Annotated in this window: 13 protein-coding genes and 3 pseudogenes; 5 read left to right on the top strand and 11 right to left on the bottom strand. The window is 62.8% G+C overall.

The genetic code is table 11. The features are described from left to right. Positions 1-257: 257 nt before the first annotated feature. Positions 258-974, bottom strand: a complete 717-nt coding sequence (locus ACFFF7_RS02305) for an IS6 family transposase (protein ID WP_379479745.1) — start codon at positions 972-974, stop codon at positions 258-260. 202 nt (positions 975-1,176) lie between these two features. Between ACFFF7_RS02305 and ACFFF7_RS02310 the strand changes: the two genes are divergently transcribed. From ACFFF7_RS02310 to ACFFF7_RS02320, 3 genes are all read left to right on the top strand, one after another. Continuing rightward, positions 1,177-2,292, top strand: a complete 1,116-nt coding sequence (locus ACFFF7_RS02310) for an NAD(P)-dependent alcohol dehydrogenase (RefSeq protein ID WP_379479746.1) — start codon at positions 1,177-1,179, stop codon at positions 2,290-2,292. Positions 2,293-2,495: 203 nt separating this feature from the next. Continuing rightward, positions 2,496-2,867: an EthD domain-containing protein gene (locus ACFFF7_RS02315; protein WP_379479747.1), complete on the top strand. Its 372-nt coding sequence runs from the start codon at positions 2,496-2,498 to the stop codon at positions 2,865-2,867. A 39-nt stretch (positions 2,868-2,906) separates the two neighbouring features. Further along, positions 2,907-4,091, top strand: coding sequence for an acyl-CoA dehydrogenase family protein (locus ACFFF7_RS02320; protein ID WP_379479748.1), 1,185 nt, complete (start codon positions 2,907-2,909; stop codon positions 4,089-4,091). 9 nt (positions 4,092-4,100) lie between these two features. Here ACFFF7_RS02320 and ACFFF7_RS02325 read toward each other — a convergent pair whose 3' ends face one another. Both ACFFF7_RS02325 and ACFFF7_RS02330 read right to left on the bottom strand, forming a co-directional pair. Next, on the bottom strand, positions 4,101-5,237 hold the full coding sequence (locus tag ACFFF7_RS02325; protein WP_379479749.1) for an acyl-CoA dehydrogenase family protein: 1,137 nt from the start codon (positions 5,235-5,237) through the stop codon (positions 4,101-4,103). Between the two features lie 60 nt (positions 5,238-5,297). Further along, positions 5,298-6,509: an acyl-CoA dehydrogenase family protein gene (locus tag ACFFF7_RS02330; protein ID WP_379479750.1), complete on the bottom strand. Its 1,212-nt coding sequence runs from the start codon at positions 6,507-6,509 to the stop codon at positions 5,298-5,300. A 165-nt stretch (positions 6,510-6,674) separates the two neighbouring features. On the opposite strand from ACFFF7_RS02330, the pseudogene ACFFF7_RS02335 reads away from it, so the two are divergent. Beyond that, positions 6,675-6,884: pseudogene (locus ACFFF7_RS02335) on the top strand (integrase core domain-containing protein); the annotation flags it as partial. Positions 6,885-6,981: 97 nt separating this feature from the next. Here the strand turns inward: ACFFF7_RS02335 and ACFFF7_RS02340 are convergent. The 6 genes from ACFFF7_RS02340 to ACFFF7_RS02365 all read right to left on the bottom strand — a co-directional run bounded on the left by ACFFF7_RS02340 (position 6,982) and on the right by ACFFF7_RS02365 (position 13,429). Beyond that, entirely contained in the window at positions 6,982-8,316 is a 1,335-nt protein-coding gene (locus tag ACFFF7_RS02340) for an MFS transporter (protein ID WP_379479751.1), read from the bottom strand. Between the two features lies 1 nt (position 8,317). Continuing rightward, the gene (locus ACFFF7_RS02345; protein WP_379479752.1) at positions 8,318-9,613 is read right to left on the bottom strand and encodes an MFS transporter; all 1,296 of its coding nucleotides are present in this window, start codon (positions 9,611-9,613) and stop codon (positions 8,318-8,320) included. Then, the gene (locus ACFFF7_RS02350) at positions 9,613-10,236 is read right to left on the bottom strand and encodes a dioxygenase family protein (RefSeq protein WP_379479753.1); all 624 of its coding nucleotides are present in this window, start codon (positions 10,234-10,236) and stop codon (positions 9,613-9,615) included. Before ACFFF7_RS02350 ends, ACFFF7_RS02345 begins: the two co-directional genes overlap by 1 nt. Continuing rightward, positions 10,229-10,597 carry a SnoaL-like domain-containing protein gene (locus ACFFF7_RS02355; RefSeq protein ID WP_379479754.1) on the bottom strand — a complete coding sequence of 123 codons (369 nt, stop codon included), beginning with the start codon at positions 10,595-10,597 and terminating at the stop codon, positions 10,229-10,231. Before ACFFF7_RS02355 ends, ACFFF7_RS02350 begins: the two co-directional genes overlap by 8 nt. Before the next feature lie 87 nt (positions 10,598-10,684). After that, positions 10,685-11,131: a hypothetical protein gene (locus tag ACFFF7_RS02360; protein WP_379479755.1), complete on the bottom strand. Its 447-nt coding sequence runs from the start codon at positions 11,129-11,131 to the stop codon at positions 10,685-10,687. 168 nt (positions 11,132-11,299) lie between these two features. Then, positions 11,300-13,429 carry a tetratricopeptide repeat protein gene (locus tag ACFFF7_RS02365; RefSeq protein ID WP_379479756.1) on the bottom strand — a complete coding sequence of 710 codons (2,130 nt, stop codon included), beginning with the start codon at positions 13,427-13,429 and terminating at the stop codon, positions 11,300-11,302. A gap of 276 nt (positions 13,430-13,705) precedes the next feature. Here ACFFF7_RS02365 and ACFFF7_RS02370 point away from each other — a divergent pair. Next, positions 13,706-14,611: pseudogene (locus ACFFF7_RS02370) on the top strand (aldehyde dehydrogenase family protein); the annotation flags it as partial. A gap of 95 nt (positions 14,612-14,706) precedes the next feature. On the opposite strand, the pseudogene ACFFF7_RS16140 reads toward ACFFF7_RS02370, so the two are convergent. Together ACFFF7_RS16140 and ACFFF7_RS02385 are read right to left on the bottom strand one after the other, a co-directional pair. Further along, positions 14,707-15,236 (bottom strand): annotated as a pseudogene (locus ACFFF7_RS16140) (IS6 family transposase); the annotation flags it as partial. A gap of 74 nt (positions 15,237-15,310) precedes the next feature. Next, complete coding sequence (locus tag ACFFF7_RS02385) at positions 15,311-18,895, bottom strand: beta strand repeat-containing protein (RefSeq protein WP_379479759.1); 3,585 nt, start codon at positions 18,893-18,895, stop codon at positions 15,311-15,313. Positions 18,896-19,234: the final 339 nt, after the last annotated feature.

The following is a 19,234-nucleotide window of genomic DNA, read 5'->3' on the forward strand; positions in this document are numbered from 1 at the left end:
AGACGAACCGGCAGTACCGTCTGGCCTGATCGGGGAAAGCGGGGTCGCATTTGAATTGTCAGGCCCACATCAAAGACCCTCATTCAATTACACTACCCCCACAAACCATTCGACTTCCCCGTCGCGGCAAGCATTGGTGTGCCAAACAAATCGCGGCCTGGAGCACTGGCCGCCACCCTGATCGACGCGATCGGTGCTGCCAGTCCAAGTCGAACTGCTCTCCGCTTGACGGACTCTCCCCTTCCCAAATTTGAAGCCTAGGCAGAGAGGTTTTGCCACTCGGCCAAGGCAGCTGAGCATCGCTTTCTGTAGGTTTGGCGAGCAACGAGGTGTCGTTCCTGATTGAAGTGGTTGTGGACGTTGGCATGGACCGAGGCGAACTTCTGGAGGGTCTTCATTCGCCTGAATCTGAGCATGGCGCGCGCTCGTCGCCGGAATGCGAGATGATTATTCTCGACCCGGTTGTTGGCCCAGCGGCCAATCTCCTGCTTCTCCGCATTGCCCAGTTCGTTCATGGCCGCGCGGTATGACCGCAGCCCATCGGTGGTGAACTTTTCGGGTGAGTCGTGACGCTTAAGTGCCTTCCTCATGAAAGTGAGGGCTACTTCCTTGTCGCGGGTTTTGGTGATGTAACTCTCGAGGATTTCTCCTTCGTGGTCGACCGCGCGCCACAGGTAGACCATCTCTCCGTTGAGCTTCACGTACATCTCATCGAGGTGCCAGCGCCACTGTCGGAAGCCCCGCATCCGGCTCACTCGTTGCCGCCGGATGTCGGCGGCAAACAACTGGCCGAACCGGTTCCACCAGTGCCGTACGGTCTCGTGGCAGATGTCGATGCCTCGTTCGAACAACAGGCCTTCGACGTTCCGCAGCGACAAAGGAAATCGCACATACATCATCACCACCAGGCGGATCACCTCGGGCGATGAGTTGAAGTAGCGGAACGGACTGGCGGGTTTGCGCGGGCGAGGCATTACCGCGTCCTAAGGATCAGCGCCACGTTACGCTAGCGGTGCGCTTGCTTTGACAGAGCCCTCACGACCGATGCGATGGCTGGCTCACGCCAGAGCAGATGGCCGTTCCATCACGCCAACGCTGGACGGCGTTTAACTGTGCGATTAAGTCAGTTGTGTCGGCACTCCTTGACCGGCCAGACAGAACTGAGGGAGGAGCGGGATGACCATTGCCACTGCGGCCGTGGCGCGCGGCGCCAATGCGGATTTCACCATCGAGGAAATCGAGGTTGCCGCACCAGGGCGGGGCGAAGTTCGTGTGCGGATTGCCGGCGTGGGACTGTGCCATACCGATCTGGTCTTTCGCGATCAGGTGGCGGCTTTTGCCAAGCCGGCGATCCTTGGCCACGAAGGCGCCGGCGTGGTCGAGGCCGTGGGGGATGGGGTTGACGAAATTGGGGTCGGCGACCGCGTGATCCTTGGCTTTTCAAGCTGCGGCGGATGCCCGCGGTGCGACGAACGTCTTCCCAGCTACTGCAACATGTTCGTGCCGCTCAACTATGCGGGAATGCGGCTGGAAGACGGTTCGACCGCCTATGCCAAGGGTGAGGAGTGGATAAGCTCTCACTTCTTCGGCCAGTCCTCGTTTTCCTCGCTGGCGGTAACCCGCGCCAGCAACGTGGTGAAAGTTCCGGATGGCGTTCCCCTGCCGCTCGAATACCTCGGCACGCTGGGCTGCGGCTTTCAGACCGGGGCGGGAGCGGTCATGCGCTCGATGGATGTGAAGGAAGGGGCCTCGCTGATCGTGTTCGGTGGCGGGCCGGTCGGCCTGGCCGCGGTCATGGCCGGGGCAATCCGCCAATGTGGCACGATCATTCTGGTCGAGCCGATCGAGGCCCGCCGCAAGATCGCGCAAGAATTTGGTGCAACCCACGTAATCGATCCGCAGGCCGTCACCGACCTTGGTGCAGCCATCCGCGAGATCCTGCCGGCCGGGGTCGATGCCGCCCTTGATACGACCGGCATTGTCCCGGTGATCGAGGCGGGGCTGGCCAATCTTGCTCCGCACGGAGTGATTGGCCTGGTTGGCGTGCCGCACCAGACAGACGCGGCGATCAGCGTCAACATCGGTGCGCTGATGACGCCGGGTCACCGGATCCTTGGCATCATCGAAGGCGACAGCGAGCCACAGGATTTCATCCCCGAACTGCTGGCATATCATGCCGAGGGCAAGTTCCCGTTCGACCGGCTGATCCGGACTTTCCCGCTCTCGCAGATCAACGCGGCCATCGCGGCGCAGGCGCGCGGCGAGTGCATCAAGGCCGTGCTGATCCCCTGAACCCCGCCTTCCGAAAGGAGACATGCCATGGAATTCGATGACACCGCCCCGATGCTGATCGGCGGAGAGCTGGTTTCCGGAAGCGCCAGACTTGATGTCCTCAACCCGGTGACCGGGCAAGTGATTGCGGCCTTCACGCAATAGGCTGAGGCCAGCCGGCAGCCAGGACAAGGACAGGCCGGCCCTTTCGGGAGAGTACCGCAATGATCAAGTTGACGTTTTGCCTGAAACGCCTGCCAGGTTTGAGCCGCGAGGCATTCCAGACTTATTGGCGCGAAAATCACGCTCCGCTGGTCCAGCGCCACGCCAGGGTGCTGGGTATTGCGCGCTATGTGCAAAGCCATTCCCTGCCGGAAGGCACGGCCACGGCGCTGGCGCAGGCGCGCGGCTCGGTCGGTCAGGACTATGACGGCGTGGCCGAGCTGTGGTGGGATTCCATGGATAGCTTTGCCGCCTCTGGCCTGACGGCAGAAGGCCGCGCTGCCGGGCAGGAACTGCTGGAAGACGAGGCCCGGTTCATCGACCTGCCCAACTCCCCGATCTTTCTGGTCGAAGAGCGGCAATTTGTCGGCTGAGTTTCCGGGGGCTCCGCCGGGGAAGAGGACACCACAACCATGAGCACACTGGAACTGCCCGAATTGCGCGCTTTTCGCGATCAAGTGCGCGGGTTTTTTGCTACCGACTACCCCCGTCATGTGCTGGACAAGCTGCGCGCGGGCCAACGGCTGGAAAAGGCCGATCAGATCGCTTCGCAGCAGGCACTGAACCGGCGCGGATGGCTGGGCGTCAGCTGGCCGAAGAAACGGGGCGGGACCGGCTGGACGCCCCAGCAGCGCTACATTTTTGACTATGAGCTCGACCAGGCCGGTGCGGCGACAATCATCCCAATGGGGGTCATTTATATCGGCCCGATCGTGTGCGCCTTCGGCACGCCGCAGCAGCAGCGCGAATGGCTCCCCGCGATTCTGGAAAGCCGCAGCTTCTGGGCGCAGGGCTATTCCGAACCAGGCGCGGGGTCCGACCTTGCCGGGCTTGGCCTGCGGGCGGAGCGCGACGGCGACCACTACATCCTGAACGGCACGAAGATCTGGACTTCCGGCGCGCATTGGGCGGACTGGATCTTCTGTCTGGCCCGCACTTCAAAGGAAGCGCGCAAGCAGGACGGCATCTCGATGATCTGTGCCGATTTGCGATCACCGGGCGTGACGGTCTATCCGATCCCGCTGATCGACGGATCGGCTGAGCTGAACCGGGTGGAGTTCATCGACGTGCGGGTGCCGGTGGAAAGCCGCATCGGCGACGAAGGTCGCGGCTGGTTTTATGCCAATGTCTTGCTGAAGAACGAGCGTCTGTCCTATGCCCACATCGGGGCCAAGCGGCGCGACCTTGCCGCCATCCGTCGCCGCGCGGCCCAAACGCCGTGGCGCGGCGGGCAGACCATGGCGCAGGACCCTGCCTTTCAGCGGCGCCTGTCGGTTTGCGAAATCCGTCTCGACATGATCGAGCAGACAATCCTGTCCTGGCTGGACCGGGACATTCCGATGGCAACCGCGGCGATGCTGAAAATCGCCTCCACCGAATGCGCGCAGGAAGTCACCGAACTGGCGATCGAACTGGCCGGACCGCATCGCGCCGCCATGCTCGACCGGACCGTTACCGGCTGGCAGGCGGCCGCACCGCATCTTGCACCGCACGCCCCGGTGGCGATCCAGTCGTACTTCTTCGAGCGGGCCCAGACGATCTACGGCGGATCGACCGAAATCCAGAAGAACATCATCTGGAGATCGCTGGGCGGCTGAGTCGCCCGGTCAGACGGCCGACAGCGCGGCGTGACGCGCCAGGTGCCAGTCTGCCGTCCCGTGTTCGCTTTCGATCAGGGTGGCGCGCTTGAAGTAGTGACCGATCGGCAATTCGTCAGTCATGCCCATGCCGCCGTGCAGCTGCACCGCGTTCTGGCCAATGAACCGGCAGGCATTGGCCACGGTGACCTTGGCTGCCGAGGCCGCCTTGGCCCGCTCGGCCGGATCGCCATCAAGCTTGAGCGCAGCCAAGACGGCGGCCGAACGTACCATCTCGACCTGCATGTACATGTCAACCATGCGGTGCTGGAGGACCTGGAACGAGGAAATCGGCTGGCCGAACTGCTGGCGCTGCTTGGTATATTCAACCGTATCGGCTAGTAGCTTGTCCAGCAAACCGGCCGCCTCTGCCGCCTGCGCCGCGATGGCCCGATCCCGCACCTCTTCCAGCAGCGCTAGCGCCCCGCCCACCGGTCCGACCTGCGCCTCGACCGGAAGGGTCACGCCAGCAAGTTCGATGTCTGCCGCGCGGCGTCCGTCGATGGTCGGATAGGGATGCAGCTTTACACCAGCTGCGGCCGGATCGACCACGAAAAGCGATAGTCCATCGGCATCGCCAGCTTGCCCGGACGTGCGCGCTGGGACGATCAGGCGGTCTGCCCAGGGCGCGGCCATGACCATCGCCTTGACGCCGTCCAGTCGCCAGCCGGTGCCAGCGCGCACGGCGCGGGTGGAAATGTCGGCCAGATCATAGCGCATGTCCGGCTCACCCAGCGCCACCGCCAGCTTCAGTGCGCCTCCTGCGATCTGCGGCAACAATTGCTCCGCCAGCGCGCCGCCGGCCTGCTCCAGCAGCCAGCCGGCCTGGAACAGCGTTTCGGAGACCGGTTCGAGCAGCAGCGCGCGGCCTGCTTCTTCCATCAGGATCATCTGTTCAACCGCGCCGCCGCCAAGGCCGCCGTTAGCTTCGGGAATGGTCATGCCAAGCACGCCAAGCTCATTGGCCAGCGCGGACCAGATCTCCGCCCGGTATCCTGTTTCCCCGCGCGAGGCGGCAGTGCGTTCGGCAAAGCCATAACGGTGCTGCAGGAACTGCCCCAGCGAGGCCCGTAGAAGGTTCTGTTCATCGGTCAGGGTAAAATTCATCTGGCCTCATCCCGGTTGCTTGTTCGTTTCGTTGCAGTCCCGCGCCTGGAGAACAGGCGCCTATAGTCCCAGTTGGGCTTTCGCGATGATATTGCGCTGGATCTCGTTCGACCCAGCATAGATTGAACCTGCCCGGTCGTTGAAGTACTTGAGCGGAGCAATCGCCGCTTCGCGTGGGCCGCGCCAGCCGGGCGCGTGCGGGATCACGTTCGGACCGCCTGCCGCCCCCGCCGCAGGCTGGAAACCCTGCCCATAGGGACCTGCCGCCTCGAGCGCGAGTTCGGTCAGGTGTTGGCTGAGCTCGGTACCAAGGATCTTCATCACCGACCCGCTCAGACCGGGGCGGCCACCCTGCGCCGCCGCCGACATGGCCTGGAATTCATAGGTTTCCAGCACGTCTATGCGGATTTGTGCAGCGGCCAGCCGAGCCGCGAACGAGCCCTCGTGGACGATCGGGCGCGGCCCCTGGCTGGCCAGTTCGCGGATCCGTTTCAGCCGCACCTGCAGCCCCGGAGCATAAGCGCTGCCGCCGCGTTCAAATTCCAGCAGGTACTTCGCCACGGTCCAGCCCTGGTCAATCTGGCCCACGACATTGGCGATCGGCACCCGCACATTGTCGAAAAAGATCTGGTTCTGGATATGCTCACCCGATGACATGATGATCGGGCGCACCGTGATCCCCGGACTGTCCATCGGGATCAGCAGAAAGGTAATTCCCAGCTGTGGCCGGTCGAACTGGCCGGTCCTGACCAGGCAGAAGATCCAGTTGGCGACATTGGCGTGGGTGGTCCAGATCTTGGTCCCGTTGCAGACAAGATGATCGCCGTCACGCTCGGCCCGCATTTTCAGCGGCGCCAGATCCGATCCGGCCTGGGGCTCGCTATAGCCCTGGCACCAGAAATGTTCGCCCGACAGGATCCGCGCCAGGAAATGGGTCCTCTGCTCCGCACTGCCATGACCGATCAGGGCGGGACCGCACATGGCGATTCCCATCGGCGAAAGCGGCGGAGCCCCGGCCAGAGCGCATTCGCGGGCAAAGATATAGCGCTGGGTGATGCTGAAATCTGCCCCGCCGTGCTCGCGCGGCCACGATGGCGCAGCCCAACCCTGACGGTGGAGGCGGCGCTGCCATTCCATCGAGGCTTCGTGATCGCCATAGACGCTGGTCATCCAGCGCCCGGCTTCCCGCAGATCATCGCTCAGTTCGGCATCGAGGAATGCGCGCACCTCATCGGCAAAGGCCTTGTCGGCATCGCTCCAGTCCAGGTCCACTCCCGGCCTCCCTGCTCAGCTTCTTGTTTGGGCAGGACTAGGTGGGCAAAACCCGTTTTCTGCCGGATCGATTGTGCCACAAGGCATCGCCCGGCAACAAGTTTAATCGCACGCTTAATTTTCCCGGCGCGTAGGCCAGGTGAAGCGGGATGCTGCATGTGGGCATTGGCCAAGGCCCAGATCCTGATCGAGGCCTGGCGGCAGCATTACAATACCGTTAGGCCACATAGTTCGCTGAGCTATCGGCCGCCGGTTCCAGAAACGGCAACGCCGCCATGGCTGTCCTTCGGTTCCGCTACGCTCCACTTACAGGCAGCCATGGCGGCGGAGGGGATTCTGCACCAACAATCAACACGGACCACTCAATGGGGCTGATCAGGCCCGCGAACCTGGCGTGGTTACGGCGAAGTGGCGGCATCGGGCGCAACCGCCAGGGCAGGATCGCGGGCGGTCATCGGCTTATCCCCCGGGCTCATGCTGCGGCCGCAGTCATTGCGCGAAGCCGGCTGTGGCGCATCGCCAGGATCAGCGCGAGCGGGACCAGCAGGATCAGCGGAATGGCGTTCAGCCCCGCTTGAAAGCTGCCGGTCCGGCTGGCGGCGATGCCCCATAGCGTCGGGCCAAGGAAGTTGCCGACCTGCGCGATGGTGTTGATCGCAGCGAAAGCGACTGCGCGGTTCCCGGGGTGGAGCATTGCACTCGCGGTCGGAATGGTCAGCGTTCCAACCACGCTGCTGGCTGAATTGAAAAGGCAGTAGGCAGCGACAACCATCACCACCGCCTGGCCGGTGCCGGAGATAAAGGCCCAGGCCATGCCGAACGCGCCGATCGCCGCGAGCGCGATCATGGCAGCGATGTGGGCATGAGGGGCACGGCGATGATCCGAATGCCAGCAGACCAGCAGCATCGCCAGGGCCACCGGGATCTGGGTCAGGGCAGCAGTCAGGCCCACCGTGCCAAGCGACCAGCCGGTTGCCTGCATCAGCAGCTTGGGCGCCGAATAGGACACCGCATTGCCGCACAGGAAGACCAGGCCACAGGTCAGGCCGAAGCTCAGCACGACCGGGTTGGCCAGGCTCCGCCAGAAGTTGTGCTCGCTCGCCCCGACGGCGGCGTTATCGGCAGCGTGATGATGCACCAGCCAGTCCCTCTCACGGGCCGAAAGCCATTTGGCCGTCTCGATGCGCTCGGGCAGAAACAGCAGCAGCAGTGCGGCGACGATCAGCGCCGGAACCGCTTCAAGCATCAGCATCCACTGCCAGCCGGCAATCCCCAGCGTGCCATCGAAGCTCATCAGGAAGCCGGCCAGGCTACCCATCATCATGAAGCTGATCGGATTGGCGATGTAGAAGCGGCTAACCGAGCGAGCCAGCATGGTCGCCGGGAACCACTGCGACAGGTACAGCAGGACGCCGGGATAGAATCCGGCCTCTGCTACCCCCAGCAGGAAGCGCATGACGTAGAACTGCGCCGGGGTCTGGACCAGAGCCATCGCCCCCGAAACCACCCCCCAGGTCAACATGATCCGGGCGATCCAGCGCCGCGCCCCGAAGCGCGCCAGCATCATGTTCGACGGCACCTCGAACAGCGAATAGCCGACGAAGAACACACCGGCGCCAAACCCGTAAACCGCCGCGCTGAAGCCCAGGCTGGCGTTCATCTGGACCGAGGCATAGCTGATGTTGGCCCGGTCCATCACAGCGACCAGATAGCTCAGGAAGATCAGCGGCAGGATCCGCCAGCTGAGCTTGGCGATCAGGCGGCGTTCCATGCCGGGTGCCAGCGGAGCGGACGAAACCTGTTCCATGTCAGCGCCCCACTTTCGCGGCAAAGGCAAAGATCGCGGCGGTCACACCGCAGACCACGATAGCGATGAACATCGCGGGCAGTCCACCAAGACTATCCAGCCAGCCAAGCGAGGCCGATGCCAGCGATCGTCCCAGATTGAGGATCGCCATGAACACCGCGAACTGGGTCGCGGCGATTGCCGGCGCGCAAAGCCGCATCGCCAGTGCACCCGCCGCAACGCTGCGCAGCACGACCAGGATGTTGAACGTCAGGATTGCGGCGATGAAGAATGCCGGATTGGTCCAGTGTCCCTGGGCCAGATACATCGTACCGCCCGCCGTCGCAGTCAGCAGTGCGCTGGCGATGAAGGTCCGGCGGGGCCCCCAGCGTCCAGCCAGACCGCCGAAGACCAGCGCGCCGGCGATGCCGGCGACGATGTTGGCCTGGCCGCTCCAGCTGCTGTAGATCGCCTTGCCCCAGCCCAGCTCTTTGGCTGCGAACAGGGGAGCCGCGCCCAGGAAAATCCCCCATGCGGCAACTACCGCGATCAGAGCCGGGACCAGGATAAGCGTCTGGCGGGTGAACATCGCCTTGCCGAGACTGCGAAGGATCGGTCCGAACGCGCCGAGGTGCAGGTCGAGATTGCGCTGCGACGGCGCGCCGCGCGTCCACGGCAACAACTTCTCTCCGGGCCGTTCGCGGATTGCCACCACCATGAGCAGGATTGCCGTCACCGCGGCCGCCAGCGTCAGCACCGCGACGGGCAGGCTGAACCAGGCGATCAAATAGCCGCTGACCGCCGAACTGGCGGCGATTCCCAGCGCCTGCGCGCCGAACATATAGCCGTTGACCCGCTCGATCTCGTCACCTGGCAGAATGTCGACCGCAAGGCCGTCGACCGCAACGTCCTGCACCGCCGAGGACAGGCCCAGGACAAAGCCGAAGGCGGCGATCAGGCCGATCTGCTGCACCCCCGGATTGGCCAGGGCCAGCGCGAGGAAGGCCAAAGCCAGCCCGGCCTGGCCGATGATGATCCACGGACGCCGCCGCCCCATCGCCAGGAAGGCGTAGCGGTCCATCAGCAGGCCATAGGCCAGCTTGAAGGTCCACGGCAGGATGATCAGCGCCTGGACGCTGCCGATCGCCGCTGCCGACGCACCGTGCTGCGCTAGCCACGCCGGCAGGGCAAAGTCGAACAGGCCGAAAGGCAGCCCCTGCGCGAAGTACAGCAGGCCAAGCATGGCAAAGCGCAGCTTGCGGTGCTCGCTCAGCGCGAGGACCGGCGCGCTCCGTTCTGCAAGGACAGCTGCCGGCATCAGACCTTGTCCATCAGGACGATATCCCAGCGATATGTTGCCGGTGCCTCCAGCCGCGCCAGCGACGTTGCCGCGTCGCTACCGAGGTCCCGGTAGAGGGCATCGGTGGCATTCCGGTCGGCATCTTCGGGGAAGTACATCTGCGCCATCAGCCGGTGCGCGCGCCCAGAAACGTCGAAGTGGATGTGCCGGGTGCGCGGACCGTAGAAATTGGGACGGATCGTCCTGATCCGCCATTCACCCGACGCACCCGTAACCAGCCGCGCCACGCCCTGGAAATTGGGATCGAGCGGGCCGGCGCTGCGGTCGTTCCTGTGGGCATAACGCCCTGCGGCGTTGGCCTGCCACAGCTCGATCTTCGCCCCGCGAACGGGGTTGCCCAGCCGGTCGAGAACGCGGCCGCTGACTTCGATGACATCGCCCAGGGCGCGGGCGCGGTGCCCCTTCAGCAGCGTCAGATCGAAATCGTCCTCGCCGGCGTAGCCCGTTGGATAGAACGGCCCCATCGGCGATTCCGCGGTCAGCGTGGGCGCACCGAGCGCGCGGGTCGCGGCAAGGGCCCCGACCAGCAGGGCATAGCCGGCAAAGGCGCGGCGTGAAATGGTCTGGGGCTGGTCAGTCATGGAAGTGACGCTCCTCTGCGATGTGGTCGCCGCGCACGGTGTAAAGCGCGATTTCGGTGAAGGGCCGGCGCTTGCCGCTGGCCGGGTCGACCGTGACCAGGTCGACAAACAGCGCGAACTGGTCGCCGGTTATGAAGGGTCCGTCGATGTCGATTTCCTCGAGCATGGCGGTGCCGAATTTCGCGGCACACTCGCGCCGCGCCGCGGCAAGGCCCGATACCGAAGCCCGCTCTCCGCCGCTGAAATCGGCCGGCTCCATGCTCACCACATCGTCGGCCCAGTAGCGCTCGCCCGCAGCGACGAACTGGCCGGCCCGCAGCATCGCGGTGAACTGGCTGGCGATTTCATGCACGCTGGTCATGGCTGGCTCCGGGGTCCGGAATGTGCCGTGGGTGCGGCAGGCGGCGCGGGACTCCACGCCGCCTGCCATGATCCTGAAGTGGGTCGCTTACTTCAGGATCAGTTCCTGGTACGCCTGCGAACCCATCGGTTCGCGCATCTTGGTGCGTCCGGCGCTGGCTGTGGCGGCCATGCGGTTATCCTGGGCCAGCAGCGCGTTGACCTTCTTCTGCATCGCTTCCTGCTGGGCCGTGGTCATGTAATCCTTGTATTCGACGACCAGCACCAGATCGGCCTCATCCTTGCGCGCGTTGTCGAGCGAGAGGACATGGTATTCGACCACCATGCCATCGGCCTTGCCGGCTTCCTGGATCTTCTTCCAGGTGGTGGCGAGGTAATCCATGTAGTTCTCGAACTGGCCGGGCAGCACCTTGATGTCGCTGACTTGCCACACGGTGCCGGGCTTGTAGCTCGATTCCTGCGCGGCGGCGGGCGCGGACAGGGCGACGGCGATGGCCAGGGCGGTTCCGGTCACAATGGTCTTGATCGAGTTCATGGCAGCTCTCCTGTTGCTCGAAGCAGGCACGGCTTTGCCGCCGTCAAAAGCCGGGTTTCCGGCCTTGCCATTTGCTTCAAGAATGTCTGCGATCCCCGGCGCCGATAGTGCGATGCCGTAGCGTCAGGCGTCAATCCGCCCGACCGTCAATAAAGCGTCAAATGTGCGTCAATCGGCGGCGGTGTTGCCCGGTGGCGGCAGCCGGTCAGGCCAGCCGTACTTGTCCCACGCTGCCGCCATGCCGATGCGCCGGGCAAAGGGGATGAACTCGCCATGCTGCCAGATCTGGCAGATGGGTTCGATCCCGGCCCACAACGGCACCATGCCAATCAGATTGGACGGGCTGATGCAGTGCCCGAAAGTTCTGAACACCAGATCGGGATTTCCGGTCAGCACGGAAGGACCGCTGATCGCCAGATCGGCCTTGTCGTGGAGCACGGCAAACAGCATTTCCAGGACCTGCCAATAGGTCTGCCGTTCTTCCAGGCTGCCGCCACAGATCGCCTTGGCGGCAAGTTGCCAATAGGCATCCATCGCCTCCGGAGTCTGGATGCCGATCCCGACCGGCGGCAGGATGATGCTGTTCACCATCTGCTGGGTCTGCAGGTACTGCGCGATCGCCAGGTCGCGGTTGCCCAGCGCCGCGGTCGTGACCGCAAGCAGGGTCGAAGGCATGCCCAGCGCGACCATCCGCAAGCCGGACTGGTTCGCCGCCTCAAGCTCGCCGAGGCAAAACTGTGCGCCGCACAGCAGCGCGTATTTGCGGCCGTCCGCCGGATCCTGCTCCAGCGCGGCGCGGATCAGCGGCATCGCGTCGCGGGTGCGGCCGATGAAGATCAGGAACGAGGCAAGGCGCATGGTCACGGCCGGATTGTTCGGCTCGAGCCGGTTGGCCTGGTAGGCGTAATCGAGCGCGCCGACAAAGTTGAACCGGGTGATCTCGTATAGCCCGAGCAATGCGTAAGGATAGGCCAGCCGCGGCGACAGATCGATCGCGCGCTGCGCACAATCGGCCATTTTCTGGCATTCCCCCAGCCGGTCGAGACACTGGGTATAGACCGAAACCAGCTGGTGAGCCTCGGCCAGGGCGACCCAGCATTCGGCAAAGTCGGGATCGAGCGCCAGGGCCTGTTCGAACAGCACCACCGCCGCGTCGAGCACGCCTTCGCCGAACAGCCGGGCACAGAGCGACTGGCCCTGCAGGTAGAGGTCATAGGCCTCCCGGCTGTGAGTCATACCGCGCACCTGCGGGGCCTGCATGGTCATGTCGAGGGCTTGCCCGATCGCCGCGGTGATCGCCTGGGCGACGCGTTCCTGAAAGGCGAAGACATCGCCCATCGTCCCGTCGAAGCGGTCGGCCCACAGTTCGAAGCCGCTGTCGCCCGCGATCAGGTGGGCACGGATCCGCACCCGCTCACCCTGGCGTTGGACCGCGCCTTCGATCAGGTGCGATACGCCCAGCTCCGCGGCGATCTGCGATGGCGATTGCGCGCTGCCGCGGAAGTGAAATGACGAGGTCCGCCCCGAGACGAGCAGCTGCGGAACCTGGCCCAGCGCGGTGATCAATTCGTCGACCATGCCTTCGGCGAAATAGCCTGGTTCGTCTTGCTCGCCCTGCTCGCCGATCGTCTCGAACGGCAGGACGGCGATCCGCACCTTGCCCGCATGGCCGGCCGGCGCCTGTGCCACGGAAGCAGCCGGAGAGCGCAGCGACCAGGCCGCGACAAGCTGCGCGTGCTCAGCCGCCTTGCCGTCGCGCAGCAGGTTGGCGATGGCCGCTTCCACCGCTGCACGCAGTCGCGCCTCGGCTTCGGCGCGATGCTGTTCGAGCCAATGGTCGAAGGCGTCGCCCAGTTCCATCTGGTCAAGGATTCGCTTGTTCCCGATCGCTGCAAGCTGCGCTGCCCCGGCGGCGTAGTCGCCGCGGGCAAAGGACTCTTCCAGTGCCCCGAGATCGCTTGTGATCGAACCGGAACGAAGCACCACGCTGGACCGCGTCACCTCGAGCATATCGTTGCCGCACGGGGCAAGCAGTTTGCCCAGGTCAAGCAGGCATTGCCGCAGGCTGGCCTTGGCATGCGCCTCGAACCGCCCGGGCCACAGCAGCCTGCTCAGGAAATCGCGATCGAAGACTTCATCCCGCGCCAGGCACAGCATCGCCAGCAGCATCCGCGCGCGGCGGTTGGAGATGACGATGTCGCTGCCATCCGCGCCGCGAAGCTGAAATCGGCCAAACAGCGTGGCGAAGCAGGGGCCCTGCGCTGTTCTCAATGCATCGACCGGTTCGGCTAGCTTCATAGTCGATCTTAACTACCCCGTGGCTGCCTGCTTAACCCAAATGACAGGCAGCACAAACGCTCAATCGCGGAGGTAGCGCCAGCGCGGTACTGTCAAACTAACCAGCATTTGGTTCGTGGCTGAACTTTTTGCCTCGCAACCTTGAAGCAGCGCTAGCAATCTTGGGACACAATCAGAGAACAAAGCAAGCCTGAAAGTAGATCACGAGCCCACCTCAGACCTGGCCAACCAATCTGGGAAATGGCGGTGCATTTGCTTTGACAGCGCCCTCTTGAGGCCTTCCTCCTAGCTGAGGCGGCGGAAGAGGCGGATCTGCCACCTGGAGTCGTCAACCTTCTTCCCGCCGACCGAGAGGTTTCGGACCTGTTGGTGCGCCACCCCGGTGTGGACAAAGTCGCCTTTACCGGTTCGAGCAGCGTAGGCATGTATATCGCGCAGATCTGCGCATCACGCATGGCGCGCTACACGATGGAACTTGGCGGAAAGTCTGCGGCTATTGTGCTGGACGATTACGAGCCGTCGGATCTTGGTCCGGCCCTTGCACCGCTCGTCACCCTGCTGTGCGGGCAAGCCTGTATCAATTTCAGCCGCGTTCTGGTGCCCCGCGCACGCCACGATGCGTACGTCGAGAGTCTGGCCGCGGCCATGGCCGCGACTCGCGTTGGCAATCCGCTTTCTGCGGAAACTCAGATGGGTCCCTTAGCGATGGAACGCCACCATGCCAGGGTCATGGCCTACGTCGCACGCGGTAAAGCTGAAGGTGCAAGGATCGTGACGGGCGGAGAGCGTCCCAGTGGGCTTGACCGGGGCTTCTTCATCCAGCCCACCGTGTTCGACTGCGTCGACAATGCAATGACCATAGCCCAGGAGGAGATCTTCGGCCCCGTAACGGCTGTTATTCCGTACGACAGCGAGGAGGAGGCAATCTCAATTGCCAACGCCAGCGACTTTGGATTGTCGGGCGGCGTTTACACGCACGATACCGATCGCGCTTATGCGGTCGCTCGCCGGATCCGCACCGGCACCTTTACCCAGAACGGACGTGAGTACGATCTCACAAATCCGTTCGGTGGCTTCAAGAAGTCAGGAGTTGGACGAGAGGGATCTCGCGAAGGCTTGGAGGCCTTCACCGAAGTAAAGACCATCTTTCTGCCCCGCGCACCAGGTCAGCTGGCCCAATGAGTCGGGCAGAGCAAGCCGATTCAAACCAGGTGCTACAAATGCTGGTAGGCGTTCGCGTCCATGATCTTACGAAGGTCATCGTCAATCCTCTTGGCCCAGCGGCAATTCTCCTGCTTCCCGGCGCTCCCGAGCTCGCTCATCGCCGCACGAAAGGGTCAACGCCCGTCGGTGGCGATCGCCTCGGGCGAACCATGCCGCTTCAGCTTCTTCTTCATGAACCGCAGAACCGCGGCCTTGTCCCGGATCCTGGTGATATAGCTCTCGAGAACCTCGCCCTCGTGATCAACCGCCCGCCACAGGTAGACCATCTCGACGTTCACGTTGGCTGCGCCGCCCTTCGGGTCGCGTACATTTCGTCGAGATGCCATTGCCAGTGCCGGTAGCCGCGCATCCGGCTCGCCCGCTGGCGCCGGATGTCCGCAGCGAACAGCGGCCCGAACCTGTTCCACCAGAACCGCACCGTCTCATGGCAGACGTCGATACCGCGTTCGAACAGCAGATCCTCGACGTTGCGAAGCGACAGTGGAAACCGAACGTACATCAGCACCACCAGGCGGATGACCTCTGGTGAGGAGTTGAATCGACGAAATGGGCTAGGAGGCAACGCTCGGGATTTGCGGGGCATCAGACGTCGCTAGCAGGTGCCTGGTTAGTCTGACAGAGCCCGTGAGGTGCATTTGCTCTGACAGAGCCCTGCTTTCAGACGATGATAAAGTCAGTCGCATCGAGCGCTGGTGCGCCGCCGATCAGCCCGCCCAGATCGATATGGGCGAACAGTATCTTCGCCGCGGCACCGCTGCCGTCAGCATCGTAGAAGAGATCTCCGGTTGCAGTATCGAATAATATGAAATCGTTTGCGTCCACAGCATTGCCACCGGAATTGGCGACGAAATTGGCGCTGTTCAGCGAGCCGGCGATTAGTGCGGTGAAGGTAGCGTCGTCTAGTTCGATCTTATCGGTCGCATTGGCGCTAAAATCGGTTATAGTATCGAAACCGTTGAGCGCCGAGCTGAACACGAAGGTGTCGTTACCAAGACCACCCGTGAGTATGTCGGCCCCATCACCGCCAATAATCCGGTCGTTGCCACCAAGTCCACTTATAGTGTCGTTGCCGCTGCCACCGCGCAGCTCGTCATGGCTATTGCTGCCCGTCAAGGTGTCAGCAAAGGCCGTGCCGATCACGCCTTCGAAATTGCTGTAAGTGTCGGTTCCCAACCCTGCCGAAGCAAGATTGACAACTGTCGTGCCAGCACTCTGGACAATTGTGAAATTGATCCCACTCGTTCCATCGGTGAAATCGATCAAATCGGTTCCACCAGCGCCGTTTAGCGTATCGTTGCCTCCGCCACCGCGAAGGATGTCGTTGCCCGAACTGCCCGTAATGCTGTCATTCAGACTGGTGCCGATGACGCCTTCGATATTCTGATAGGTGTCGTTGTTGCCGAGACCGCCGGTTCCGTTTGTGATCGATGTGGACGCGGCGCTCTGGACCAAGGTGAAGGTAACGCCAAGGGTGGCATCTGAGAAATCCAAAAGGTCTTCGCTTCCAGCCCCACCATCCATCGTGTCGTTGTTGCCGAGACCGCCCCGCAAGATGTCGTTGCCCGCTCCACCCGACAATGTGTCATTCTGGTCACCACCGACCAGCAAGTCGTCGCCGGAATTACCTGTCAGTGTATCTGCACCGGCGCCGCCGTTGAGCACCGAGATCGCCGAACCGTCGGTGATAATGTCAACACCTGCTCCGCCATTGATGTAGGATGCCTGATAGGTTCCAACCCCGGTCAGGTTGATAGTATCTGCGCCGCCGGTGGTGTTGACGATATTGACTGTGGCAGTCCCCGTCGAGGTTCCACCCGCGCCATCGCTGGTTGTGTAGGTCAGGGTCACCACTGATGGAGCCCCAACAGTTCCGCCAGTCGCACCGGTCGTGAAAGTGAACGAGCCGTCGGCGTTGATCGTCACAGGACTGGCCAGCGTTCCAGACGCCACCACAATGTTCGTCAGGCTAAGTGAGATGCCATCGACATCGACATCGTTGGCCAGCAGGGCTGCCGGCGGCAGGGTTACGGTGGTGCTGTTTGAAACCCAAATCGTATCATTTGCCACAATCGGCGGATTGTTGTCGCTGGCGCCATTGATCGTAACACTTACCGTCTGCTGCGTGCCATCGACTGTCGTCACGGTGAAGCTGTCGTTCAGCGTCTGCCCGGTGATTAGTGCATTTACTGCCGCATTGCCGTTGTTGAGCGTATAGGTCCACACCCCGCCAGCACTCATCGTAAAGCTGCCGTAGGTCGCCGAGCCTGACGAGGCGGTGAAGGTGTTCGCCGGATTGTCGACATCGGTATCGGTCAGCGTTCCAGTGGCAGTCGGTGTGCCGCCGCCATTGCTCGTGCCTGCTTCGATCACTGAGCCCGAACTGGTCCCCGAAATCACCGCCGCATCGTTTGTCCCGTTGATATTGACAGTAATGTTCTGAGTGTCGGTGCCGCCATGTCCATCGCTACTAGTGACGGTATAGGTCAGCGTCAGCGACTGGCCCGTGCCGAGGTAGTTGAACGCTTGACTGCCCGAATTGAACGTCCAGCTCAGATTATGCGTGTCGCCGCTGTTGGCGGCTAAGCCCGCGGGTGGTGCGACCAAGAGCATTCCTAGCACCGCAGCACTGGTGAGTGATCCCGTCGTCCCGCCAAGTGTTACGCTCGTCACCGACGAGGCGATTGTGTCGGTCGTGTCTGAGTCAGTGACTGTAAGCGTTCCCGAAGCAGTCAGAGCGGCATTAGTTTCTGTTTGTAGTGAGGTGATGGTGTCGGTCGTCACGGCACGGAGATCCGGCGCGTCGTTGGTCCCGGTGACCGTGATGGTGACGATCTGGGTCGCGGTGGCGCCCTTGTCGTCGGTGACGGTGACGGTGAACACCTCGTCGTGGCTTTCGCCTTGCGCCAGGTTCTGGTGCGCGGCGTTGTCGAGAGTGTAGGTCCACGCCCCGGCGGCGGTGACCGCGAAGCTGCCGTAGGTCCCGGTGGTGGTGCCCGAGTAGGTCGCGGTCGCGCCGTTGTCGACGTCGCTCGAGGTCACCTGGCCGGTGGCGGTGAGCTGGCCGTCTTCCTGGACGCTGCCCGACTGCACGCCGCTGGTGATCACCGGCGCGTCGTTGGTCCCGGTGACCGTGATGGTGACGATCTGGGTCGCGGTGGCGCCCTTGTCGTCGGTGACGGTGACGGTGAACACCTCGTCGTGGCTTTCGCCTTGCGCCAGGTTCTGGTGCGCGGCGTTGTCGAGAGTGTAGGTCCACGCCCCGGTCGAAGGATCAACCACGAAGCTGCCGTAGGCGCTGGCCCCGCTGGCGCTGTAGCTGGCGGTGGCGCCGTGATCGACGTCGCTCGAGGTCACCGTGCCGGTGACGCTGAGCGTGGTGTCTTCCTTGACCGTGCCTTCCTGCGCAGCGCTGGTGATCACCGGCGCGTCGTTGGTCCCGGTGATGTGGACGGTAATCGTCCGGCTCGCTGAGCCATCAAGCGAGGTTACGGTGAGGCTGTCGGTGCGCACCTCGCCTGCGGCAAGGGCCTGGGTAGCAAATCTCGCGTTGTCGAGGGTGTACCCCCACACCCCCGTCGCGGTGTTGAAAGTGAAGTTGCCGTAAGTTCCATTGAGGCTGCCTGATGGCGCGGCGAACGTCGCCTGCCCCGCGTCAACATCGTTGACCGCGAGCGTTCCCCCAGTAGTCGGAGTGCCGACGATTGCGTTGCCAACGCCGCCTGCTTCGATGACAGCACCGCTCGATGTCCCCGATATCGTCGCGAGGTCGTTCGAGCCGGTCAGTGAGATGTTGACCCGTGCCCAGCTGAGCGTGCCGTTGCCGAGCTTGATAGCATAGGAGAAACTGTCGGTGAGCAGCTGGCCAGCGTTCAATGTATTGACGTCGCCGACCTGACCGGTGAGCCGGTCGATCAGCCGGTATTCTACGATACCGTTCACGATCCGAATCTGATTGCCCTGCGCGGTCGTTTGCCAGTTGCTGTAAGTCTGATTGGTCAGCAGGTCGGTCTGCGAAAGATCGGTAATCTGGTTGCCAAGACCGTCGTCGATCGAGAACAGGCTCTTGGCCTTTCCGCCAAGATCATTGGCCATGACATCGAGGGAGATGACGCGGGTCGAGGTATTGTAGAGCAGCGCGTTCTGGACCAGAATGTCCTCGATGAAGACATAACTGTCGTCCTTGGCCTGCGGCGTGTTTGCGAACGACGTCGTCGTCCCGCCTGCGCCTGGAATGTCACCCATCGAACTGCTCCCAGAAAATCGCTTCGACGCAAAGCCGAACCTATCACTGGGAAGGCATCCCGAAATTGCGGTATGATTGCAATTCGGTTAACTAAACTTTCAAACTATCTTTATCTTTCGTATATTTGAAATCCGGATGTTGCCTGTAGTGGACAGCAAATCGTCCCAAATTGGTACTGTTTGATGTTGGATATCTTGCAGCCGAAATTCCGCCGGATCATGACCGCAATGCGGCAACGCCGCAAGAGGACCAAAACGTACGACAGTAAGCAGCCTCAGCAGGGCTAGTTCCCAAAATTACTAAGCTATGAGAGATCGGGTCGTCTCAAAGACCTATCG

This window comes from Novosphingobium aquiterrae, from assembly GCF_042434435.1.
GTDB lineage: Bacteria > Pseudomonadota > Alphaproteobacteria > Sphingomonadales > Sphingomonadaceae > Novosphingobium > Novosphingobium aquiterrae.

Excerpts from the sequence above, each read along its gene's own strand:
- ACFFF7_RS02305 (WP_379479745.1), bottom strand. The coding sequence starts at position 974 with ATGCCTCGCCCGCGCAAACCCGCCAGTCCGTTCCGCTACTTCAACTCA.
- ACFFF7_RS02310 (WP_379479746.1), top strand. The coding sequence starts at position 1,177 with ATGACCATTGCCACTGCGGCCGTGGCGCGCGGCGCCAATGCGGATTTC.
- ACFFF7_RS02315 (WP_379479747.1), top strand. The coding sequence starts at position 2,496 with ATGATCAAGTTGACGTTTTGCCTGAAACGCCTGCCAGGTTTGAGCCGC.
- ACFFF7_RS02320 (WP_379479748.1), top strand. The coding sequence starts at position 2,907 with ATGAGCACACTGGAACTGCCCGAATTGCGCGCTTTTCGCGATCAAGTG.
- ACFFF7_RS02325 (WP_379479749.1), bottom strand. The coding sequence starts at position 5,237 with ATGAATTTTACCCTGACCGATGAACAGAACCTTCTACGGGCCTCGCTG.
- ACFFF7_RS02340 (WP_379479751.1), bottom strand. The coding sequence starts at position 8,316 with ATGGAACAGGTTTCGTCCGCTCCGCTGGCACCCGGCATGGAACGCCGC.
- ACFFF7_RS02345 (WP_379479752.1), bottom strand. The coding sequence starts at position 9,613 with ATGCCGGCAGCTGTCCTTGCAGAACGGAGCGCGCCGGTCCTCGCGCTG.
- ACFFF7_RS02350 (WP_379479753.1), bottom strand. The coding sequence starts at position 10,236 with ATGACTGACCAGCCCCAGACCATTTCACGCCGCGCCTTTGCCGGCTAT.
- ACFFF7_RS02355 (WP_379479754.1), bottom strand. The coding sequence starts at position 10,597 with ATGACCAGCGTGCATGAAATCGCCAGCCAGTTCACCGCGATGCTGCGG.
- ACFFF7_RS02360 (WP_379479755.1), bottom strand. The coding sequence starts at position 11,131 with ATGAACTCGATCAAGACCATTGTGACCGGAACCGCCCTGGCCATCGCC.
- ACFFF7_RS02365 (WP_379479756.1), bottom strand. The coding sequence starts at position 13,429 with ATGAAGCTAGCCGAACCGGTCGATGCATTGAGAACAGCGCAGGGCCCC.
- ACFFF7_RS02385 (WP_379479759.1), bottom strand. The coding sequence starts at position 18,895 with ATGGGTGACATTCCAGGCGCAGGCGGGACGACGACGTCGTTCGCAAAC.